Genomic DNA, 18,747 nt, shown 5'->3' on the forward strand with positions numbered 1-18,747 from the left:
AACCGAGGCGTTTTTTATAGCACATGAGTAAGGCTTAAATCACACGTGAGAATTGCTGTTGACGAGCGCGAACACGTAAATATTTATCAAAACACATACAAATGTTACGAATCAATAAACGGCCTTTTAACTCAACATAAATAATATTGTCACCCACAGTCACTAATTCATCATTAATGAATGTCTGCAATAATTGTAAGTCTTCGCTAAAGTAGCTATCAAAATCAATATTGAATTCAGTTTCAATCGCTCGTTTATCTAACTGGAAATTACAAATGAGTGCTTTGATGACTTCACGACGTAACAAGTCATCCGCGTCTAAGGTTACCCCTTTCCACAATGCCGTTTGCTGCTCTGCCATTTGACTATAATACAACTTCAACTCTTTTTGGTTCTGCGCATAACAATCACCAATCATTGAAATAGCAGAAACCCCCATACCCAACAAGTCACAATCACCTTGAGTGGTGTAGCCTTGGAAGTTACGGTGCAAAATACCATCACGCTGCGCAACAGCTAACTCATCATTTGGTAGTGCAAAGTGATCCATGCCAATGAACTGATACCCTGCCCCCGTTAACGTTGCAATCGTATCTTGTAAAATCGCTAATTTTTCTGTCGCTGACGGTAACTGATCTTCATGAATTTTACGTTGGGCTGCAAACAAAGTCGGCATATGGGCATAGTTAAACACCGATAATCGCCCAGGCTTCATAGTTAATACTTGCTGCAATGTCTCAGCAAATAATGCTTGAGTTTGTAATGGTAAGCCATAAATTAAATCGAGGTTAGTTGAGCGATAACCTAATTCACGTGCACGCTCTACCATCGCAAAAATAAAATCTTCATCCTGCTCACGGTTAACTAACTTCTGTACATCTTTGTTAAAATCTTGCACTCCGATACTTAAACGGTTGAAGCCTTCACTGCGAAGGTGATCAAGAATACTCAATTCAATTTCACGAGGGTCAACTTCAATACTGATTTCAGCATCAGCATCAAAATTAAATGCACTGCGTAGTGCTGTCATTAACCGAGTAATTTGAGTTGCTGTTAAAAATGTCGGCGTACCACCACCAAAATGTAACTGGCTAACATGACGATCGCCAAGCAAAGTCGCACGTTGCTTAATTTCTTGCTCAAGCACATCTAAATATTGATCGGCTTTGTGCTGATGGCGAGTAATGATTTTATTACAGCCACAGTAATAACAAAGCTTATGACAAAAGGGAATATGGATATAAAGCGATAGTTTACGATCAGGATATTGCTGACATGCCATCTCAAATTCAGTAGAAGTAAATGCTTGATTAAATTCTAGTGCGGTCGGGTAAGAAGTATAACGCGGGCCTGAATAATTATATTTTTCAATCAGGGCCTGATCCCAAATAATCTGCTCATTTGACATGACATTGTTCCAATGTGTGAATGTAGAATAACTAGAGTGTGTCACCATTTGGTGAAAAGTAAAACCCATCCCTTCCCTGCTGCTCAATTTACACTCTGAACAAAAACAAACACCGCCAATAAATGGCGGTGTTAATAATAACGATGACGAGTTAAACCTTAGTTGACAGGATGGCATCCAATTCAAGTTTAATCTCAGCTTGTAGACGGGACTCCGCTTTCATGCGTTCAAGATCGAGTCGCATTCGGCTTTGTTTTTCTATTAGCTGGCGCGCATCGCCTCGCGGCATATCTTTAACCACTTGGTACAAGTCGGTTAAGGCCGGATACGTTGCGGCAAAATCAACTTGTTTATCTGCTTGCAACACTTCCATTAATTTATATAACCGAATCGCGGCTTCAGACATATCACATTGTTCTTGTTTACATGCCATTGCGATAATAAAGACGCTTTCTAATATATTGTCGTTTCTAGCTTTGATTGCTTCAGCTTGTTGCTCAGCAGCACGTGCCAAAAACAATTTATGCCGTTGTTGCTGTTTATAAAGCTTAGCTAATAACAATCCAGCGTAAAGTGCTAATCCAGCAACAATGACGCCACCAATAACAAATAGAAGTGTGATTCCCTGCAACGGTTACTCCTTATCGAAATTATCAAAATCCATATTTTCAAATTGCGCTAATAAATCATCATCTGAACGAGGTTTAGATTTAGCACTTTTTGCAACAGGCGCTGATGCTTCTTCTTCAACATCATCTAATAAACCAAGTTGCTTCATTAGACGTTCAATACGGTCTAACTTAAGATCAACTTGTTTTTGTAGGCCAGAACCTAATTTTTCACCAGCATCAATTCGATCGAGTAATACCATCAATTGTGCATCATTTTCTAGCATCGCAAGTTCTTGCTCAGCAGATAAACGACGTTGCTGTTTTGTTTGGGGCTTTTTAGGCTCAACAATTAGCGGAACTAATTTTTTACTACCTAAACGTGGATCTTTTTTCTGACCACCATTACGCTGTTTATTATCTTCAACAGCAGAATGACGACTTCCTGATTTTAAGCCTTTACGTTTTTTCGCTTTTTGGCGTTCACGTGTCTCAACATCAACTTTACTATTTGATTTCTCACGGTATACAGCAGGGCCTTCTGAACCTACGGTGCGCGCTCTTTTCTTACGGGTCATTACTGGGGTTTCCTCAGCAAAATCACATCATTTCCAACAAACTCAACTTCAAGACCATCTCGTTGCGCTAAAAAGCAAAACGTATCATGACTAAAAAAGCTAACATGGGTTGGGTCGTTCTTATAGTACCAATGCCCAAAGGCATCAGTGTCGGTTACTAGTTTGGTCATGATCCCAATCCAACCGCCGGGTTTGACTAAACGTAGCAACAGCCCCCATTCCTTCGCAGGCTGATAAAAATGCTCGATTGCTTCTGTGCAAGTAACAAAATCATACTGACCGTCTAATGCCGCGGGTTGTGCCGCAAAATAGGGATCGTAGATTGTCATAGTATACCCCATTTCAGCCAACATCACTGACAAGGTCGGCCCTGGACCGCTACCAAAATCTAACCCCAATAACGGTGGTGATGGTAATCGAGTTACAAGTGGCGTTGCTAATCGCCCTAAAAATTGTCGATAACTTGCATCATCAGGGTTATTCCGATGTTGATCATAAACAGATTTTTCTTGGAACGACGTTAAATGAGTTGTTGGATCGGCATAAATTAATGCACAGTGTAAACAACGAAAATAATCACGTTTAGTGTCTGCCACCAACCAGCGATTATCTTTACTCTTACAAAGTGGACATCTATCCATTGTCTTCTCCACAACGACTGAATGTTGACGAACAGCAGCAGCGGTGCAAAATCGAGCGGGCTATTCTATACCCAATTGCGGTTAAGATGTAGTTCTGCTGACAAATTGTTCAATTTATTCGGCTATTTTATCGAAACTAAAAGTAAAATATCACATCCAAATCATAATAATAACCATCACTTACCATGAAATTTGGACGAAAAAAAAAGCGACAGGTCTGCACCTATCGCTCTATGGGGTAAGCTATGAGCTTATAATTCTGTCTAGTCTTTCCGTAACCAGCAAGCAACGTCCCGGTTTAACAAATATCCATTTATTATAATTGCTATCCATGCCAATATCGTTCGTCACTATCCTAGTGATTTTTCGCGTCCATTTATACCCATCCATGGCTTCACAACTCATCCTAAGTTGGCGATCCCTATCGCAATGTTACGCTCCAATAACTATACCACCATCCTTATGCGATACATCATCCTGATGTACCTGAGCTATATTATAATAGCTACGCTCTTTCCTTGAGTGTCTACCTTGACAATCCTTACGCATCCAGCGTCTACCCTAGTCTCCTGACCAGACTTCCTGTGATTCCTTTAAGCGTCACTGCTTAAGCTATCCTAGCGCTTCCTTCCTGTGTCACACTCCTTGTCGACAGGGAGTAATTTACCTGAAGCCATCATTAAAACAATGTATCAAGATCACACTTTTTAATCTGCAATTGTCGTCAATAAACAAGTCTCTGTTCTATAAAACAAAAAAATAATCGACTACAAATCAAATCATTATAACCTCCCTTTGCAATGGTCGATCTCTTACAACCCTACAGGCGAATCCACCGTTACTAAAATATTAATAAACAGTAATATTAAGCAACGTTTGTCATCATAAGGATCATTTTACTTCTAATGTAAACCACCAACGTAAGCGGAGAGTGCTGAAATCTCATCATCACTGAGCTTAACAGCCACCGAGCGCATCATGGCATTGAGGTCGTTATTACGTGCACTGGAGCGAAATGCTTGTAACTGTAATTGAGTATATTGTGCATTTTGGCCCGAAATTTTGGGAAAACCCGATAAACTGGTGCCATTACCGCGTGGGCCATGACAACTGATACACGCGGCAATACCCCGCTCAGGATCACCAAAACGGTATAAAGGCTCAGCTATCGCAATGACATTTTTAGGGGTGGTATTGCCAGAAAGAGGTAGAGAGGAAAAATAAGCACTAAGATCAGCCATATCGGTAGCGGAGAGTGCAGCAGCCATACCCGCCATAACCGCATTACTACGACCTTGAGCGCCACTGCTGGTCACTGCTAATTTATAATCAGCAAGTTGCTTCGCTAAATAATCAGCATGTTGACCTGCTAACTTCGGGTATTGACCTATTGTTGCATTACCGTCACTACCATGGCATGCAACACAGGTGGTAGCTTTTAATTTACCCGCATCGACATCACCTTGTGCCCAAGCAGAATAACTTGCCACAAGGGTAAATATTAAAACTAATTTTTTCATGACATTCCATTTATAATTATAGAGCTTCCGTACCACAAGTAATGCTCAGTGACATGGTATACAATACGACCATAAACCAAACACGGTTTAATATATCTTAGACAATTTCACAAAAAAGCGCTTTTTTTACAACATAAGCGCTTGACGGAGTTAACAGTGAATCAACCTCTCAACTATAGAAATACCAGTTTTATCACAAGTGCACCGGATATTCGTCACTTGCCACAAGATGCCGGCGTTGAGATCGCATTTGCTGGTCGCTCCAATGCGGGTAAATCAAGTGCACTAAATCGCCTAACCGATCAAAAAGGTTTGGCTCGTACTTCCAAAACCCCGGGCCGTACTCAATTAATCAACATGTTTGAAGTCATTGGCGGCTGTAACTTGATTGACTTACCTGGCTACGGTTTTGCTCAAGTACCACTTGAACTCAAACTGAAATGGCAAAAAGCATTAGGTGAATACCTACAACGCCGTGAATGTTTACAAGGTTTAGTGGTTCTGATGGATATTCGTCACCCAATGAAAGATCTTGATCAGCAAATGATTAATTGGGCGATTGAAAGCAGTTTGCCAGTCTTAGTATTGCTAACTAAAGCTGACAAATTAAAAAGCGGTGCGCGTAAAGCACAAGTATTAAAAATCCGTGAAATGTCGAAAGAATTTGGCGGTAACGTTCAGGTTGAAGCTTTCTCTTCATTGAAAGGGATTGGCGTTGATCAAGTTCGTCGTAAACTTGATGAATGGTATGCACCAGAACTAGAACGTCAACGTGTACTGGCCGCTGACGATAGTGATGTTTTTAATCTACCCTCTGCAGAATAAAACCATTACACAATGCAATAAATAACATCTAGCCCCATCATTTTTGGTGGGGTTAATGGTGAACATTTCACTCGATAAAACTCATGATCACCGCTTGCAGTACATCATCTTAAAAGACATCTATCGTCGTACTCCTAATACTCCCCCGATTAAATTCTGCTAATCCAATTGATGACAACACATTATTTTAGACAAAAAACAAGTTTGCTAATTGTTAATAATTTAATCTTTTTGTGGAATAAAATTACATCATTGGTTGTTTAAAAAAAAACCAAAAAAAAAGCCATTCTCAATGTCGAGAATGGCTATTCCATGTCTTTGTTTGTCGGCTAGTGATCATCACTAACCCACAAAACCAAATATGAACAAGAAGCTGTGACTATTATAGCCTGCCCATTTTAAATTTAAAGTATTTGCTCTAAAAAATGCGCTAACAAATACAAATCAGCCTCAAAGATAGATCAACCAACCAAAAATAAGTGAGGCTTATCATAAAAAATCAGCAATCTTGTCACTTTAGTGTAAAAAACAAACACAAATAAGCCGCGATAAACATCGAGATAGAAATAATAAAACAGGAAATTAATGCGAGAATATCGTTATAACGCAGATAAATTTGATGTTGGCACCATAAAAAACGCCCCAGTCCAATAAATAGACTGGGGCAGCTGAATCAGCCAAATCCAATAACGTGAAACAAAAGGTCTGAAAGATAGAACATCTTACCTCTGTACCCTACGTCATCAACTGTATATCAATTGCTCAGTTTTTGGAAGTCTTTGTTGTAGTTTTTTTTCATAATATTGTAAGTAATTTTTACATAAGTGTTGTTAATTTTAACAAAAAAATAGCCAATCTTACGATCAGCTATAATTTTATAATCAAGATACAACCTGATTAATTAGTGAGCTTGATCCCAGTTATCGCCACAACCTGCATCGGCAATTAATGGTACGGCTAAGGTTGCCGCTTGCTCCATTAACTCGCGTACTTTAGCGGTAACGCTGTCTAATACTGAGGCTTCTACTTCAAACACCAATTCATCGTGTACTTGCATTAACAAACTAACTTGCCCTTGTGGTTGCTGTTGTACCCATTCATCAACCGCAATCATGGCTAATTTAATAATATCAGCCGCAGTACCTTGCATTGGGGCGTTAATCGCTGCGCGTTCAGCAGCTTTACGACGTAAGCCATTACGCGCTTTAATATCAGGAAGATACAAACGACGACCAAATAGAGTTTCAACATAACCTAACTCAGCCGCACTATTACGGGTACTTTCCATGTATTCTAAAACGCCAGGGTAGCGTTCAAAATACACATTCATATAATCTTGTGCTTCATTACGACCCATATCAAGTTGCTTGGCTAAACCAAATGCACTCATGCCATAAATCAGTCCGAAGTTGATCGCTTTTGCACGTCGACGTTGTTCGGTACTCACATCATCAATCGCTAATCCTAAAATTTCCGCCGCCGTTGCTGCGTGAATATCTTTACCATGACGGAATGCATCCAATAATGCTGGATCACCAGAAAGATGCGCCATAATACGCAATTCAATTTGAGAGTAGTCGACAGCAAGAATTTTATAGCCCGGTTTGGCAACAAACGCTTGACGAATACGACGTCCTTCTTGATTACGAACCGGAATATTTTGCAGGTTCGGCTCACTTGAAGACAAGCGTCCCGTTACGGTTCCAGATTGGTGATAAGACGTGTGAACTCGACCTGTTGCTACATTCACCATTTTGGGCAATTTATCAGTATAAGTGGATTTTAGTTTTGCTAAGCCACGGTATTCTAATAATAATTTTGGTAATGGGTAATCTAAAGCAAGTTCTTGTAGCACTTCTTCATTGGTCGATGGTGTGCCTGATGGAGTTTTTTTAATAACTGGTAAAGCCATTTTCTCAAACAAGATTGCTTGTAATTGCTTAGGAGAACTTAAATTAAATTCTTCACCTGCTAATTCGTAAGCCAGTTTTTCAATTTCATCTAACCTTTGTGCCAACTCGATAGATTGCGCGCCTAACAAAGCACTATCAATATAAACACCAGTACGTTCCATACGAGATAAAACAGGGACTAACGGCATTTCAATCGTTTCAAACACTTTATTCAGCTTTTCATCAGCGGCAACTTTTGGATATAACGCATGGTGAAGGCGTAACGTAATATCAGCATCTTCAGCAGCATAAGGACCCGCCTGCTCAAGATCGATTTGGTTAAAGGTCAATTGCTTTTTACCTTTACCCGCAATCTCTTCAAAACTGATATTTTTATGCTCAAGATAACGCAGCGCAAGGCTGTCCATATCATGGCGACCGACAACGCTGTTATAAACATAAGATTCAAGCATGGTATCAAATTTAATACCCTGCATATCAATGCCATATCGCGCAACAATGCTGGCATCAAATTTTAAATTCTGACCGACTTTAGCTAAAGTCTTATCTTCTAATAATGGTTTTAATTGTGCTAACACCCAATCACGATCAAGTTGCGCTGGCGCATCTAAATAATCGTGAGCCACAGGGACATAAGCCGCTTTACCTTCTTCTACCGCAAATGAAACCCCAATTAAATTGGCTGTCATGTAATCAAGACCATCGGTTTCAGTATCAAACGCAAATACGTCGGCATTTTTTAACTGGGCTACCCAGTTATTAAAACTTACTTCATCAAGTACGGTTTCATAACCACTACGATCAATGGTTGGTGCAACAACTTTTGGCTCAGTTGTGGTGGTTGCGGCACTTTCATCAGCAACAATGCGACCATCACTGCCATCCAACATTTCAGTTAGCCAGCGACGGAACTGTAATTTACCAAATAATTCAGTCAGTGCGTCAGTGTCTGGTACGCCTTTGCATAATTGTTCAGGGGCAAGTTCTAATTCAACATCCAGCTTAATAGTCGCTAATTTATACGACATGTAAGCCGCTTCTTTATTATCAAGCAGCTTTTTAGCCATGGTTTTTGAGCCACGAAAGCCTAGCGGCGCAATATCATCAAGATTGGCATACAAAGTATCTAAGCCACCAAGACCTTGCAATAATGCTGTCGCCGTTTTTTCACCGACACCAGGAACGCCAGGAATATTATCAACCTTATCCCCCATTAACGCTAAGTAATCGATAATCAGCTCAGGGCCAATACCAAATTTGTCCTTAACGCCAGCGGCATCCATCACTACATCCGTCATGGTATTGATCAAAGTAACATGTTGATCAACCAGTTGCGCCATGTCTTTATCACCAGTACTGATCAATACCGGCATTCCCTGTTTAGAAGCCTGAGTTGCCAACGTACCGATCACATCATCCGCTTCAACGCCAGAGATCGCGATCAACGGCAATCCCATCGCCTTGATCACTGCATGTAATGGTTCAATCTGACCGCGAAGATCATCCGGCATCGGTGGGCGATTAGCTTTATATTCAGGGTATATATCATCACGGAATGTCTTACCTTTAGCATCAAAGATAACCGCAATACGATCAGTTGAAAACTGACGTAACATGCTGCGTAACATATTAACCACACCATAAATTGCACCTGTTGGTTCACCGTCTGAATTAGTGAAATTGGGTGCGGCATGGTAAGCGCGATAAAGGTAAGAGGATCCATCAATAAGGATCAATGGATTTTCAGGAATCGTAGCCATAGGGTTATTCTTATATCCGAGCGAAAGTAGTTCAGGTTAGGTCTATTATCGACCAATTTTATCCCTACACCACAGAAAAAATGCAATATTTACTAGAATGCCATGCTCAACCGCAACTGTTAACTGCTGTTTTGTGTTATTCGTCCATTTTCTGTGGATAACTTTGTTAGTATTTAATTTACTCCAGTTGATCGTTTTTTATCTGAAAATAAAAATTACTCATGATTGTATTTATTTTCATATACTTAATAAGAAAGCTTAAATTAGATCCTCGATCCCATATTGATCATTGATTGTGGACAACCTTAGCTAGATAATCTTAACCAAGCCAATAATAACAACAATATAAGTCTATTTGATTAGTTAGGATGCCATTATGAAGAAAATTGCGGTAATTTTAAGCGGTTCTGGTGTATTTGATGGAACCGAGATCCATGAAGCGGTATTAGCTTTATTGGCGATTGAGCAACAAGGAGCAAGCTGGCACTGCTTTGCTCCTAACATCGATCAACACCAAGTCATTAATCACCTTAACGGTCAGGTGAGTCATGAAACTCGTAATGTTTTAATCGAATCAGCACGAATTGCACGTGGCAATATTTCAAATGTCACTCAATTAAACATTAATGACTACGATGCACTACTGGTTCCTGGCGGATTTGGTGTTGCTAACAATTTATCTGATTTTGCCCTTCATGGCAGTGCATGTCAGATCAATGAAGACGTTAAACTGGCCTGCCAAGCTTTTGCTCAAGCCAATAAGCCTACAGGCTATTTATGTATTGCACCAACATTGATCCCACAGATCTATGGCCCAGGCGCAAAGGCTACGATCGGTGATGATCCTGACACCGCAGCCGCATTTAACGCCATGGGGGGTGAGCATATTCAGTGCCCTGTTGATGATTTTGTATTGGATCAGAAACGACGTCTATTAACTACGCCGGCTTATATGTTGGCAACCAATATCAGTGAAGCGGCAACAGGGATTAATAAACTGGTACGAGAGTTAATAAAATTAGCCTAAGCGACATAATAAAAACTAACCACTTAAAAAAGAAAAAGCGACGCACTGTGTGATGCGTCGCTCAGCAGAAGTAGTAATCGGTTTTTAGCCCTACACTAAGCACCATTACCAAGCTGAAGTACACTGGAAGCAATGTGAGCAATGTCGTGCCCAAGCAACAGAAAAAGGGGTTTCTCTGTTGTTTGAAAGCCCGTTAATAATAACCATTCTCAACTAAGTTGCAATACTTAATTGAGAATAATTTTCATTTGGAATGAAAACTGTTAGTTAACCTTCTTGGTAAAACATAATCGATAATCACATAATTGCCCTTTCTTTTCCATATTTTCAATAGCATAGCCATTTCTAAACAATAGCCGTAACATCGCTGGAAAACAGTTACGTGATTTAACGTTAATCACCGTATATTGTGATTGTGCCACTACCCATGCTTCTTGGGCTTCTAATAATTTTTGAGCAATACCCAGTCCACGTCCACAGGCTAATACACCCCCAAGCCAGCTATAAAAAACGTGATCAGATAAAGCATAACCAATTTTCACACCAACTAATTGTTGTTGATATTCAGCCACCAAAATCAACGCTGGCTGATGAGAAAATCGTTGCCGTATCGTCGTAGCATCAACACCAGAGCTTAATTCATTAATCCCTGCCAATACGGTAACCGCTTCATCTACCGTTCCAATCCGCACCACTATTTCAGTCATTATTAGCATCCCTTTATTGACTTAAAAAACGTAAAAAAAATCGGCCGCAGCCGATTTATTCTTTATTCTACAAATCAATCATCGCTATTTAATCACGCTTGCCGTATTCGGCAGTGATGATTGTTTTAATGTGGTTAGCTTATTAATTAAATAATTAAGCAGTACCCCATATAAAGGTACAAATAACCCCAAACTAATAATTAATTTAAAGCTGTAATCCACCAGCGCAATTTCAGTCCAATTTTGAGCCATAAATGCATCTGGGCTGTGATAAAACGCAATACTGAAAAAAGCGAGTGTATCAAGCGCATTACCTATAATGGTCGACGCTGTCGGTGCGATCCACCATTGTTTCATTTGGCGCAGGCGATTAAACACCGACACATCCAATATTTGCCCTAATAGGTACGCCATAAAACTCGCGATCGCAATACGGGCAACAAAAAGATTGAATTCGGCCAAATGAGCAAAGCCTTGATATTGGCCTTGAAAAAAAAGCACAGATAACACATACGACACAATTAGTGCTGGCGCCATTACCCGCCAAATAATTTTTCGTGCCATACCAGCACCAAAAATGCGTACCGTCAGGTCAGTCGCGAGAAAAATAAACGGAAAGGTAAACGCACCCCAAGTGGTGTGATAACCAAAAATAGTAAACGGTAATTGGACTAAATAATTACTGGAGGCGATCACTAACAAATGAAACGCAACCAAATATGATAATGCCTTGTGCTGTTGGGCTGCAGAAAAAACAGTTGTTGTTACATTAGATGTTGTTGCGTTGGATTTGGATAAAGCAGTCATGAAAGACCTTTTTGTCATTGGGGGGAGGGAACCCAAACATTTTCATTGCCAGTGGTAACCACTAGCAACACCAGGGCGGCGATTATACAGCACAGCATTTATTTGCCTAGTAGTGAGACAATAACTGTTGAATAAAAATTAAATGCTCAATGTCATTTAAGGTCAGTAACTCCAACCACATCGATGCACTGTAATATTCAGCTTTAAGTAATAACTGGCAGCCTTCAACATCAATTAGCCATTGTTGAAGGTCGGCACTTGGCTCTTGCTCTATTAATATTGCATCTAGGCGCTGCAACAATACCTTAGCGACCGCTGGAAAATTATCAAACTCAAACAAAGGAAGCGTTATCGCTAACGTGCCTTGCTCAATATTTATTTCCGTTTGACTAAAATCATAATCCATTATTAGCTTCCATTAGTTATGTTCATCGACCGCCATTAAATGATCACCAATCAATTGTAAAAATACGATGCCAAATTTTTCTAACTTACGCTGGCCAACCCCATTAATCGCTAAAAATTCACCTTTTGAACTGGGTAATCGTTCTGCCATTTCCATTAAACTGGCATCATTAAAGACCACATAAGGTGGAATATCTTCCTCATCAGCAATGGCTTTGCGTAACTTACGTAACTTGGCAAATAATTTTTTGTCATACTGACGATTGGCCATTCGATCTACTTTACTGCTACGAACCGCAGTATCCAGCCGTGGCACCGCCAATGATAACGCCATTTCAGCACGTAATAATGGTCGCGCTTGCTCGGTGAGTTGTAACACCGAATTGCGGCTAATATTTTGAGTTAAAAAACCGCGATGAATTAATTGGCGTAAAATACTCACCCAATATTCATGGCTATAGTCACGTCCAATACCATAAGTGGTTAATTTATCATGGCCATATTCACGAATACGTTGATTTTGCATACCTCGTAAAACATCAATAACATAGGTAATACCAAAATTCTGATTCACACGGTATACACAGGATAAGGCTTTTTGAGCGGCTTCAACGGCATCAAATTGTTGCGGGGGATCAAGGCACACATCGCAGTTCCCACAAGGTTGACGTTGATCTTCACCAAAATAATGTAATAACACTTGGCGACGACAACTTTGCGCTTGAGCAAAAGCTCCCATCGCATGTAATTTATGTAATTCCACCTCACGCTGTGCATCATGAGGTTTTTCATCAACACAACGGCGTAACCACGCTAAATCGGCTGGATCATAAAGCAGCAGCGCTTCAGCAGGTAAACCATCGCGTCCTGCTCGTCCTGTTTCTTGATAATACGATTCAATGTTGCGCGGAATATCAAAATGGACCACAAACCGCACATTGGGTTTATTAATTCCCATCCCAAATGCGACCGTCGCCACAACCACGTGAATATCATCTCGCTGAAAAGCCTCTTGAACAGCGCTGCGTTGTTGATACTCCATGCCCGCATGATACGCCGCGGCACGAATGCCACTTTCACACAATTTTTCGCTAATCTGTTCCACTTTCTTGCGGCTATTACAATAAATAATCCCGCACTGACCGCGCACCGTCGCCAAATAGCGGCTTAATTGCGTTAACGGTTTATGTTTTTCCCAGAGGGTATAGCGAATATTAGGTCGATCAAAACTGCCTAAATAACAATGAGGATCGGTTAACCCCAAGCGACTAATAATGTCTTGTCGTGTTGCGTCATCAGCCGTCGCCGTTAACGCCATCACAGGCAACGGTGAAAATTGCTGTTTTAGTAGCCCTAATGCTGCATATTCTGGTCGAAAATCATGTCCCCATTGAGAAACACAGTGGGCCTCATCCACTGCCACCATCGTTAAATCCAGTTGCTGCAACCGTTCAATAAAATCCCGCATTAACACCCGTTCAGGTGAAGCATAAACTAATTGCAACTCGCCATTTTGCATCGCATCAAACGTCGCTTGAATCTCTTCACGCGACATTGCTGAGTGAATACAGCCAGCACTGACACCATTGGCATTCAATTGGTCGACTTGATCTTTCATTAACGAAATTAGCGGTGAGATCACCAAGGTTAATCCCGACAGCATTAACGCCGGAATTTGATAGCACAGAGATTTACCGCCACCAGTGGGCATAATCACCAAACAGTCATTACCCGCAGTGATCGCTTCAATCACTGCTTGTTGGCCTTGCCTAAATTCTTGATAGCCAAACACATCCTGCAAAATTTCTTGGCTAGATAATAATGATGGCGTCACGGGCAAAGGAACAACAACAGACATGGTAAGACTCTTCGCTAAACAGGGCTGCCATTCTATACCTAAATGAGTAGTAGATGCGAGTTAGCCCCTCGCTTTGCTGATCACACTCTCATACTAAAAACACATATTCAGCGAGAGCCCAGCTATATAACCACACCGAAAACAGCAGCACACTAACCGTTATCAATACCCTTTTCGGCCTCAATCCTTAGTTGCTGCTAATTTTATCCATTTTAGCGTGTTCTCTTGTTCTACTTTTTCGACTACCGCTATCAATATATTAATTAACTAGATAATTAATAAGAAAATAAAACCATCACTATTTACTCATTTACTTATTTGTCATCGGTCAGTTATTCAACAACTGCTACATTAACCTCAACATTTAACGGTTTATTACTTAAGTTATCTTGGATATTTATTTAGTTACAGTCATAACAACGGCTGTAATTCATTAAAACCGACATCTTTAATTAAAATATCACTAATAATTTTTAAAAATAATGAGATATACGGGGGTTTTTCTGCCATCATTAATCACATTAAAAGACTACATAGCGTCCCCCCTCTTTTGCGTTGCTGATTACAAGGATCTGTTATGCTCAAAATCACGTCAACACTATTACGTTTTGCCACCATGTGCAGTTGCGCAGTTCCGATCTTTACCGTTTCTGCGCAACAGCTGAGTGATAACATCATTCCTGAAACCAGCGTCGCTCAACAGCCATCACAATTAGTCCAAGGTAAACAATGGATGATTGCTAGTGCGAATCACTATGCCAGTGAAGCTGGAGCGGCAATGTTGCGTCGAGGAGGGAATGCCATTGATGCGATGGTTGCCACCCAATTAGTTTTAGGCTTGGTTGAACCACAATCATCCGGTATTGGTGGCGGTGGTTTTTTAGTGTATTGGGATAACGACAACCACCAAATGACGACCTTTGATGGTCGTGAAACCGCACCGTTTGCGGTCACGCCACGCTTATTTCAGGACAAAAATGGGCAGCCCTTAGCATTTTATGACGCGGTTGTCGGGGGCCGATCTGTCGGTACACCTGGTACGATAAAATTATTGTGGAATAGTCATCACCAATACGGAAAATTAAAGTGGAAACAACTGTTTCAACCGGCCATCAAACTGGCTAAAAATGGCTTTATTGTTAGCCCTCGTTTAGCTGCATTAGTCGCGAAAGATGCCACACACCTGCAACGCTGGCCTGTCACTAAAAATTATTTTTTTGATCCCCAAGGTCAACCGATTCAAGCGGGCCAAAAATTAATTAATCAACCTTATGCCGATACCCTGCGTAAAATTGCTGATTATGGCCCAAAAGCATTTTATCAAGGCGACATTGCACGCGAAATTGTTAATACCGTCCAAAATGCCGTTGGTAATCCCGGTGTCCTCAGTAGCATTGATTTAGCCAGTTATAAGGTTAAACAACGGGCACCAATCTGCGCGCCTTATCACCAATATCAAATTTGTGGTATGGGACCACCCAGTTCTGGCGCATTAACGCTTGGCCAAATAATGGCGATGCTCAATCATTACCCATTAGCTAAAATGGGCGCTAAGGATATTAATAGTTGGCGCTTAATTGGTGATGCATCTCGATTAGCGTTTGCTGATCGCGGCCGTTATATGGCCGACAGTGATTATGTACCGATGCCAACCAAAGGCTTACTTGATACGGCTTACATTCATCAGCGGGCACAATTGTTAGCCACTAATAAAAAATTAACCACCGTCGATGCAGGATCACCACCATGGGATCATGCCAACCTTCAAACGACCGATGAAGCCATTGAATTACCGTCAACCACCCATTTTGCGATAGTCGATCGCCAAGGAAATGTGGTCTCTATGACCTCAACCATTGAAAACAGTTTTGGTTCACGGTTAATGGTCGGTGGCTTCTTACTTAATAATGAATTAACCGACTTTTCATTTCGCAGCCACATTGATGGTCAACCGATAGCAAATCGAATTGAACCGGGCAAAAGACCACGCTCGTCAATGGCACCGACAATTGTGATGCATAATAATCAACCGGTGTTAGCCATTGGCTCACCTGGCGGCAGTCAAATTATTGGTTATATTGCTAAAACCTTAGTGGCTTACATTGATTGGGGAATGGATTTACAGCAAGCCATTAACTTACCTAACATCAATAATCGCTTTGGTCCCTTTGAGCTTGAGCAAAATACCTCAGCCGCAGCATGGGCGCCTAAGTTTGAACAATTAGGTTATAAAACCGCAGTCAAAGATCTTAACTCGGGTATTCAAGCGATCAGTATTGCGCCAAAACAGTTAATTGGTGCCGCTGATCCGCGTCGCGAAGGTAAGGTCATCGCTCAATAGCAACCTCAACACATAAAAAAGCCCGCCAATGATTAACCATATAGGTCATCACTGGCGGGCTTATTTATTCTAAAGATATTATAGGGCGGTTAACTTCGCGTATTGGGTCACTAGCCACTTAATCCCTTCACCATTAAAGGCGACTTGCACTCGACTTTGGGCGCCACTACCTTCAAAGTTAATGATTGTGCCTTCACCAAATTTAGCATGCTGCACCCGCTGTCCTAGACTAAAACCGGTCTCATTGAAATTATTATTCACTTGAGTTTGGCTAAAACGGCCACTGCTCACCGGACGTGATACCTGCGCCTTCATTCGTACTTCCTCAACATATTGCTCAGGAATTTCACGAATAAAACGAGACGGTTTATGGAAGTTATCTTTACCATATAAGCGGCGCATTTCAGCATAAGTGATATACAGTTTCTTCATTGCTCGTGTCATGCCGACATAACACAAGCGACGTTCTTCTTCTAACCGATCCGCTTCTTCAATGGTACGTGAGCTTGGGAACATCCCTTCTTCAACCCCCACCATAAAGACAATCGGAAATTCTAGACCTTTAGCACTGTGCATGGTCATCAATTGCACCGCATCTTCAAAGGCATCCGCTTGACCGTCACCCGCCTCTAAAGCCGCATGGGCTAAGAAAGCAGATAATGGACTCATTTCAGCGGCTTCTTCTGGAATTTCAAACTGACGGGTTGCAGTGACTAATTCTTCTAAGTTCTCAATTCGTGCTTGCGCTTTTTCGCCTTTTTCTTGCTCATACATTGCCCGCAAACCAGAGTGACGAATGACATCATCCGTCTGTTGGTACATTGGCAATTCAGCAGTATCGTCTTCTAAGGCATTAATTAATTCGATAAAACGCTGTAATGCATTTGCCGCGCGTCCCGCTAGCACTTTTTCATCTAATAGCGCTAGACTTGATTGCCACATGGTTAAACCGCGATCACGTGCTGCTAAACGAATCGTCTCTAAAGTGCGATCACCCAAACCACGCGTCGGTGTATTAACCACCCGCTCAAACGAAGCATCATCATTACGGTTAGCAATTAAACGCAAATAAGACAACGCATCTTTAATTTCTTGGCGTTCAAAGAAGCGCATGCCGCCATAAATACGGTATGGCATGCCCGCTTGAATTAAGGCTTCTTCTAATACTCGCGATTGCGCATTACTGCGGTATAAGAAGGCGGTATCACTGAGGCTTCCCCCTTGTTCACGCCACTCTTTAATTTTACCAACAGCAAAGCGGGCTTCATCGAGTTCATTAAAAGCAGAATACAAAGAAATTGGCTCGCCATCGCCATCTTCAGTCCATAAATTCTTACCCATACGAGCAGTATTATTGGCAATTAATTCATTGGCAGCATTAAGAATATTGGCAGTCGAGCGGTAGTTCTGTTCTAAAAATATTGAGGATGCGTTATTAAAATCACTTAAAAAACGCTGAATATTTTCAACTTGTGCGCCACGCCAACCATAAATAGATTGGTCATCATCACCGACGATCATCACATGACAATCAGGACCCGCCATTAACCGTAGCCATGCAAATTGAATATTGTTGGTGTCTTGAAACTCATCCACCAAAATATGTTTAAAGCGTGCTTGGTAATGTTCACGAATATGTTTGTTATCGCGTAATAACTCAAACGAGCGCAGTAATAACTCGGCAAAATCAACCATCCCCGCACGATCACAGGCTTCTTGGTAAGCGGTATAGATGCGTAACCACGTTTGCTCAACTGGATCATTATAGGTTTCAACGTGCTGCGGGCGTAAACCTTCATCTTTCTTGCCGTTGATATACCACGCACCTTGACGGGCAGGCCAATGCTTTTCATCTAAATTCTGCGCTTTAATCAAGCGGCGTAATAACCGCATCTGATCATCAGAATCAAGAATATTAAAATCTTCAGGTAGGCGCGCATCCAAATAGTGGGCGCGTAACATGCGATGACATAAACCATGGAAGGTGCCATTCCACATGCCTGCACTTGAGCCGTGCATTAATTCATTAATTCGACCCCGCATTTCTGCGGCCGCTTTATTAGTAAACGTGACCGACATAATCGAGTACGGTGATGCTTGTTCAACCGCCAACAACCAAGCAATGCGATGCACTAGCACACGGGTTTTACCGCTACCTGCTCCCGCCAATACTAGGTGATTACCCAACGGCGCAGCCACCGCCTCGCGTTGTTTGTCATTGAGGCCATCTAATAGAAGTGAAACGTCCATCGCTATCTACTGGTTATTTATACAATGGTGACGATTATACCAGCCCCGATAAAGATTGCTTCGATATCTTTGTATCGATTTTCGCAAAAACCAGAAACA

General features: G+C 41.3%; 14 protein-coding genes. 3 read left to right on the forward strand and 11 right to left on the reverse strand.

Translation table 11 applies throughout. The annotated features are described in order from the left end of the window. Window positions 1-34: 34 nt before the first annotated feature. The 5 genes from hemN to ACJZU6_RS01100 form a co-directional block, all read right to left on the reverse strand. Entirely contained in the window at window positions 35-1,408 is a 1,374-nt protein-coding gene (hemN, locus tag ACJZU6_RS01080) for an oxygen-independent coproporphyrinogen III oxidase (RefSeq protein ID WP_080158856.1), read from the reverse strand. Between the two features lie 151 nt (window positions 1,409-1,559). Further along, window positions 1,560-2,039 (reverse strand): DUF2489 domain-containing protein, encoded by a 480-nt coding sequence (locus tag ACJZU6_RS01085; protein ID WP_080158855.1) that lies wholly within the window; start codon window positions 2,037-2,039, stop codon window positions 1,560-1,562. Window positions 2,040-2,042: 3 nt separating this feature from the next. Continuing rightward, on the reverse strand, window positions 2,043-2,594 hold the full coding sequence (gene yihI / locus ACJZU6_RS01090) for a Der GTPase-activating protein YihI (protein WP_080158854.1): 552 nt from the start codon (window positions 2,592-2,594) through the stop codon (window positions 2,043-2,045). Next, window positions 2,594-3,235, reverse strand: coding sequence for a class I SAM-dependent methyltransferase (locus ACJZU6_RS01095; protein ID WP_327780077.1), 642 nt, complete (start codon window positions 3,233-3,235; stop codon window positions 2,594-2,596). Before ACJZU6_RS01095 ends, yihI begins: the two co-directional genes overlap by 1 nt. 902 nt (window positions 3,236-4,137) lie before the next feature. Continuing rightward, window positions 4,138-4,755 (reverse strand): cytochrome c, encoded by a 618-nt coding sequence (locus ACJZU6_RS01100; protein WP_080158852.1) that lies wholly within the window; start codon window positions 4,753-4,755, stop codon window positions 4,138-4,140. A gap of 156 nt (window positions 4,756-4,911) precedes the next feature. Here ACJZU6_RS01100 and yihA point away from each other — a divergent pair, with 156 nt between their 5' ends. After that, window positions 4,912-5,580: a ribosome biogenesis GTP-binding protein YihA/YsxC gene (yihA, locus tag ACJZU6_RS01105; RefSeq protein WP_080158851.1), complete on the forward strand. Its 669-nt coding sequence runs from the start codon at window positions 4,912-4,914 to the stop codon at window positions 5,578-5,580. 901 nt (window positions 5,581-6,481) lie between these two features. On the opposite strand, the gene polA is transcribed toward yihA, so the two are convergent. Then, window positions 6,482-9,253, reverse strand: a complete 2,772-nt coding sequence (polA, locus tag ACJZU6_RS01110; RefSeq protein ID WP_080158850.1) for a DNA polymerase I — start codon at window positions 9,251-9,253, stop codon at window positions 6,482-6,484. Between the two features lie 376 nt (window positions 9,254-9,629). Between polA and elbB the strand changes: the two genes are divergently transcribed. Then, window positions 9,630-10,280: an isoprenoid biosynthesis glyoxalase ElbB gene (elbB, locus tag ACJZU6_RS01115; protein ID WP_408900526.1), complete on the forward strand. Its 651-nt coding sequence runs from the start codon at window positions 9,630-9,632 to the stop codon at window positions 10,278-10,280. 263 nt (window positions 10,281-10,543) lie between these two features. Here elbB and ACJZU6_RS01120 read toward each other — a convergent pair whose 3' ends face one another. The 4 genes from ACJZU6_RS01120 to recQ form a co-directional block, all read right to left on the reverse strand. Further along, window positions 10,544-10,987, reverse strand: a complete 444-nt coding sequence (locus ACJZU6_RS01120; protein ID WP_297481268.1) for a GNAT family N-acetyltransferase — start codon at window positions 10,985-10,987, stop codon at window positions 10,544-10,546. An 84-nt stretch (window positions 10,988-11,071) separates the two neighbouring features. Continuing rightward, window positions 11,072-11,794 carry a 7-cyano-7-deazaguanine/7-aminomethyl-7-deazaguanine transporter gene (locus tag ACJZU6_RS01125; RefSeq protein WP_080158847.1) on the reverse strand — a complete coding sequence of 241 codons (723 nt, stop codon included), beginning with the start codon at window positions 11,792-11,794 and terminating at the stop codon, window positions 11,072-11,074. 106 nt (window positions 11,795-11,900) lie between these two features. Beyond that, window positions 11,901-12,200, reverse strand: coding sequence for a DUF3630 family protein (locus ACJZU6_RS01130; RefSeq protein WP_080158846.1), 300 nt, complete (start codon window positions 12,198-12,200; stop codon window positions 11,901-11,903). Window positions 12,201-12,212: 12 nt separating this feature from the next. Further along, window positions 12,213-14,057, reverse strand: coding sequence for an ATP-dependent DNA helicase RecQ (recQ, locus tag ACJZU6_RS01135; protein ID WP_080158845.1), 1,845 nt, complete (start codon window positions 14,055-14,057; stop codon window positions 12,213-12,215). Window positions 14,058-14,673: 616 nt separating this feature from the next. On the opposite strand from recQ, the gene ggt reads away from it, so the two are divergent. After that, window positions 14,674-16,398, forward strand: a complete 1,725-nt coding sequence (ggt, locus tag ACJZU6_RS01140) for a gamma-glutamyltransferase (RefSeq protein ID WP_408900905.1) — start codon at window positions 14,674-14,676, stop codon at window positions 16,396-16,398. Window positions 16,399-16,476: 78 nt separating this feature from the next. Here the strand turns inward: ggt and uvrD are convergent, their stop codons facing one another. After that, window positions 16,477-18,648 (reverse strand): DNA helicase II, encoded by a 2,172-nt coding sequence (gene uvrD, locus ACJZU6_RS01145; protein WP_408900527.1) that lies wholly within the window; start codon window positions 18,646-18,648, stop codon window positions 16,477-16,479. Between the last annotated feature and the right edge of the window lie 99 nt (window positions 18,649-18,747).

Source organism: Photobacterium piscicola (assembly GCF_046058925.1).
In the GTDB taxonomy this organism is placed as follows: Bacteria; Pseudomonadota; Gammaproteobacteria; order Enterobacterales; family Vibrionaceae; genus Photobacterium; species Photobacterium piscicola.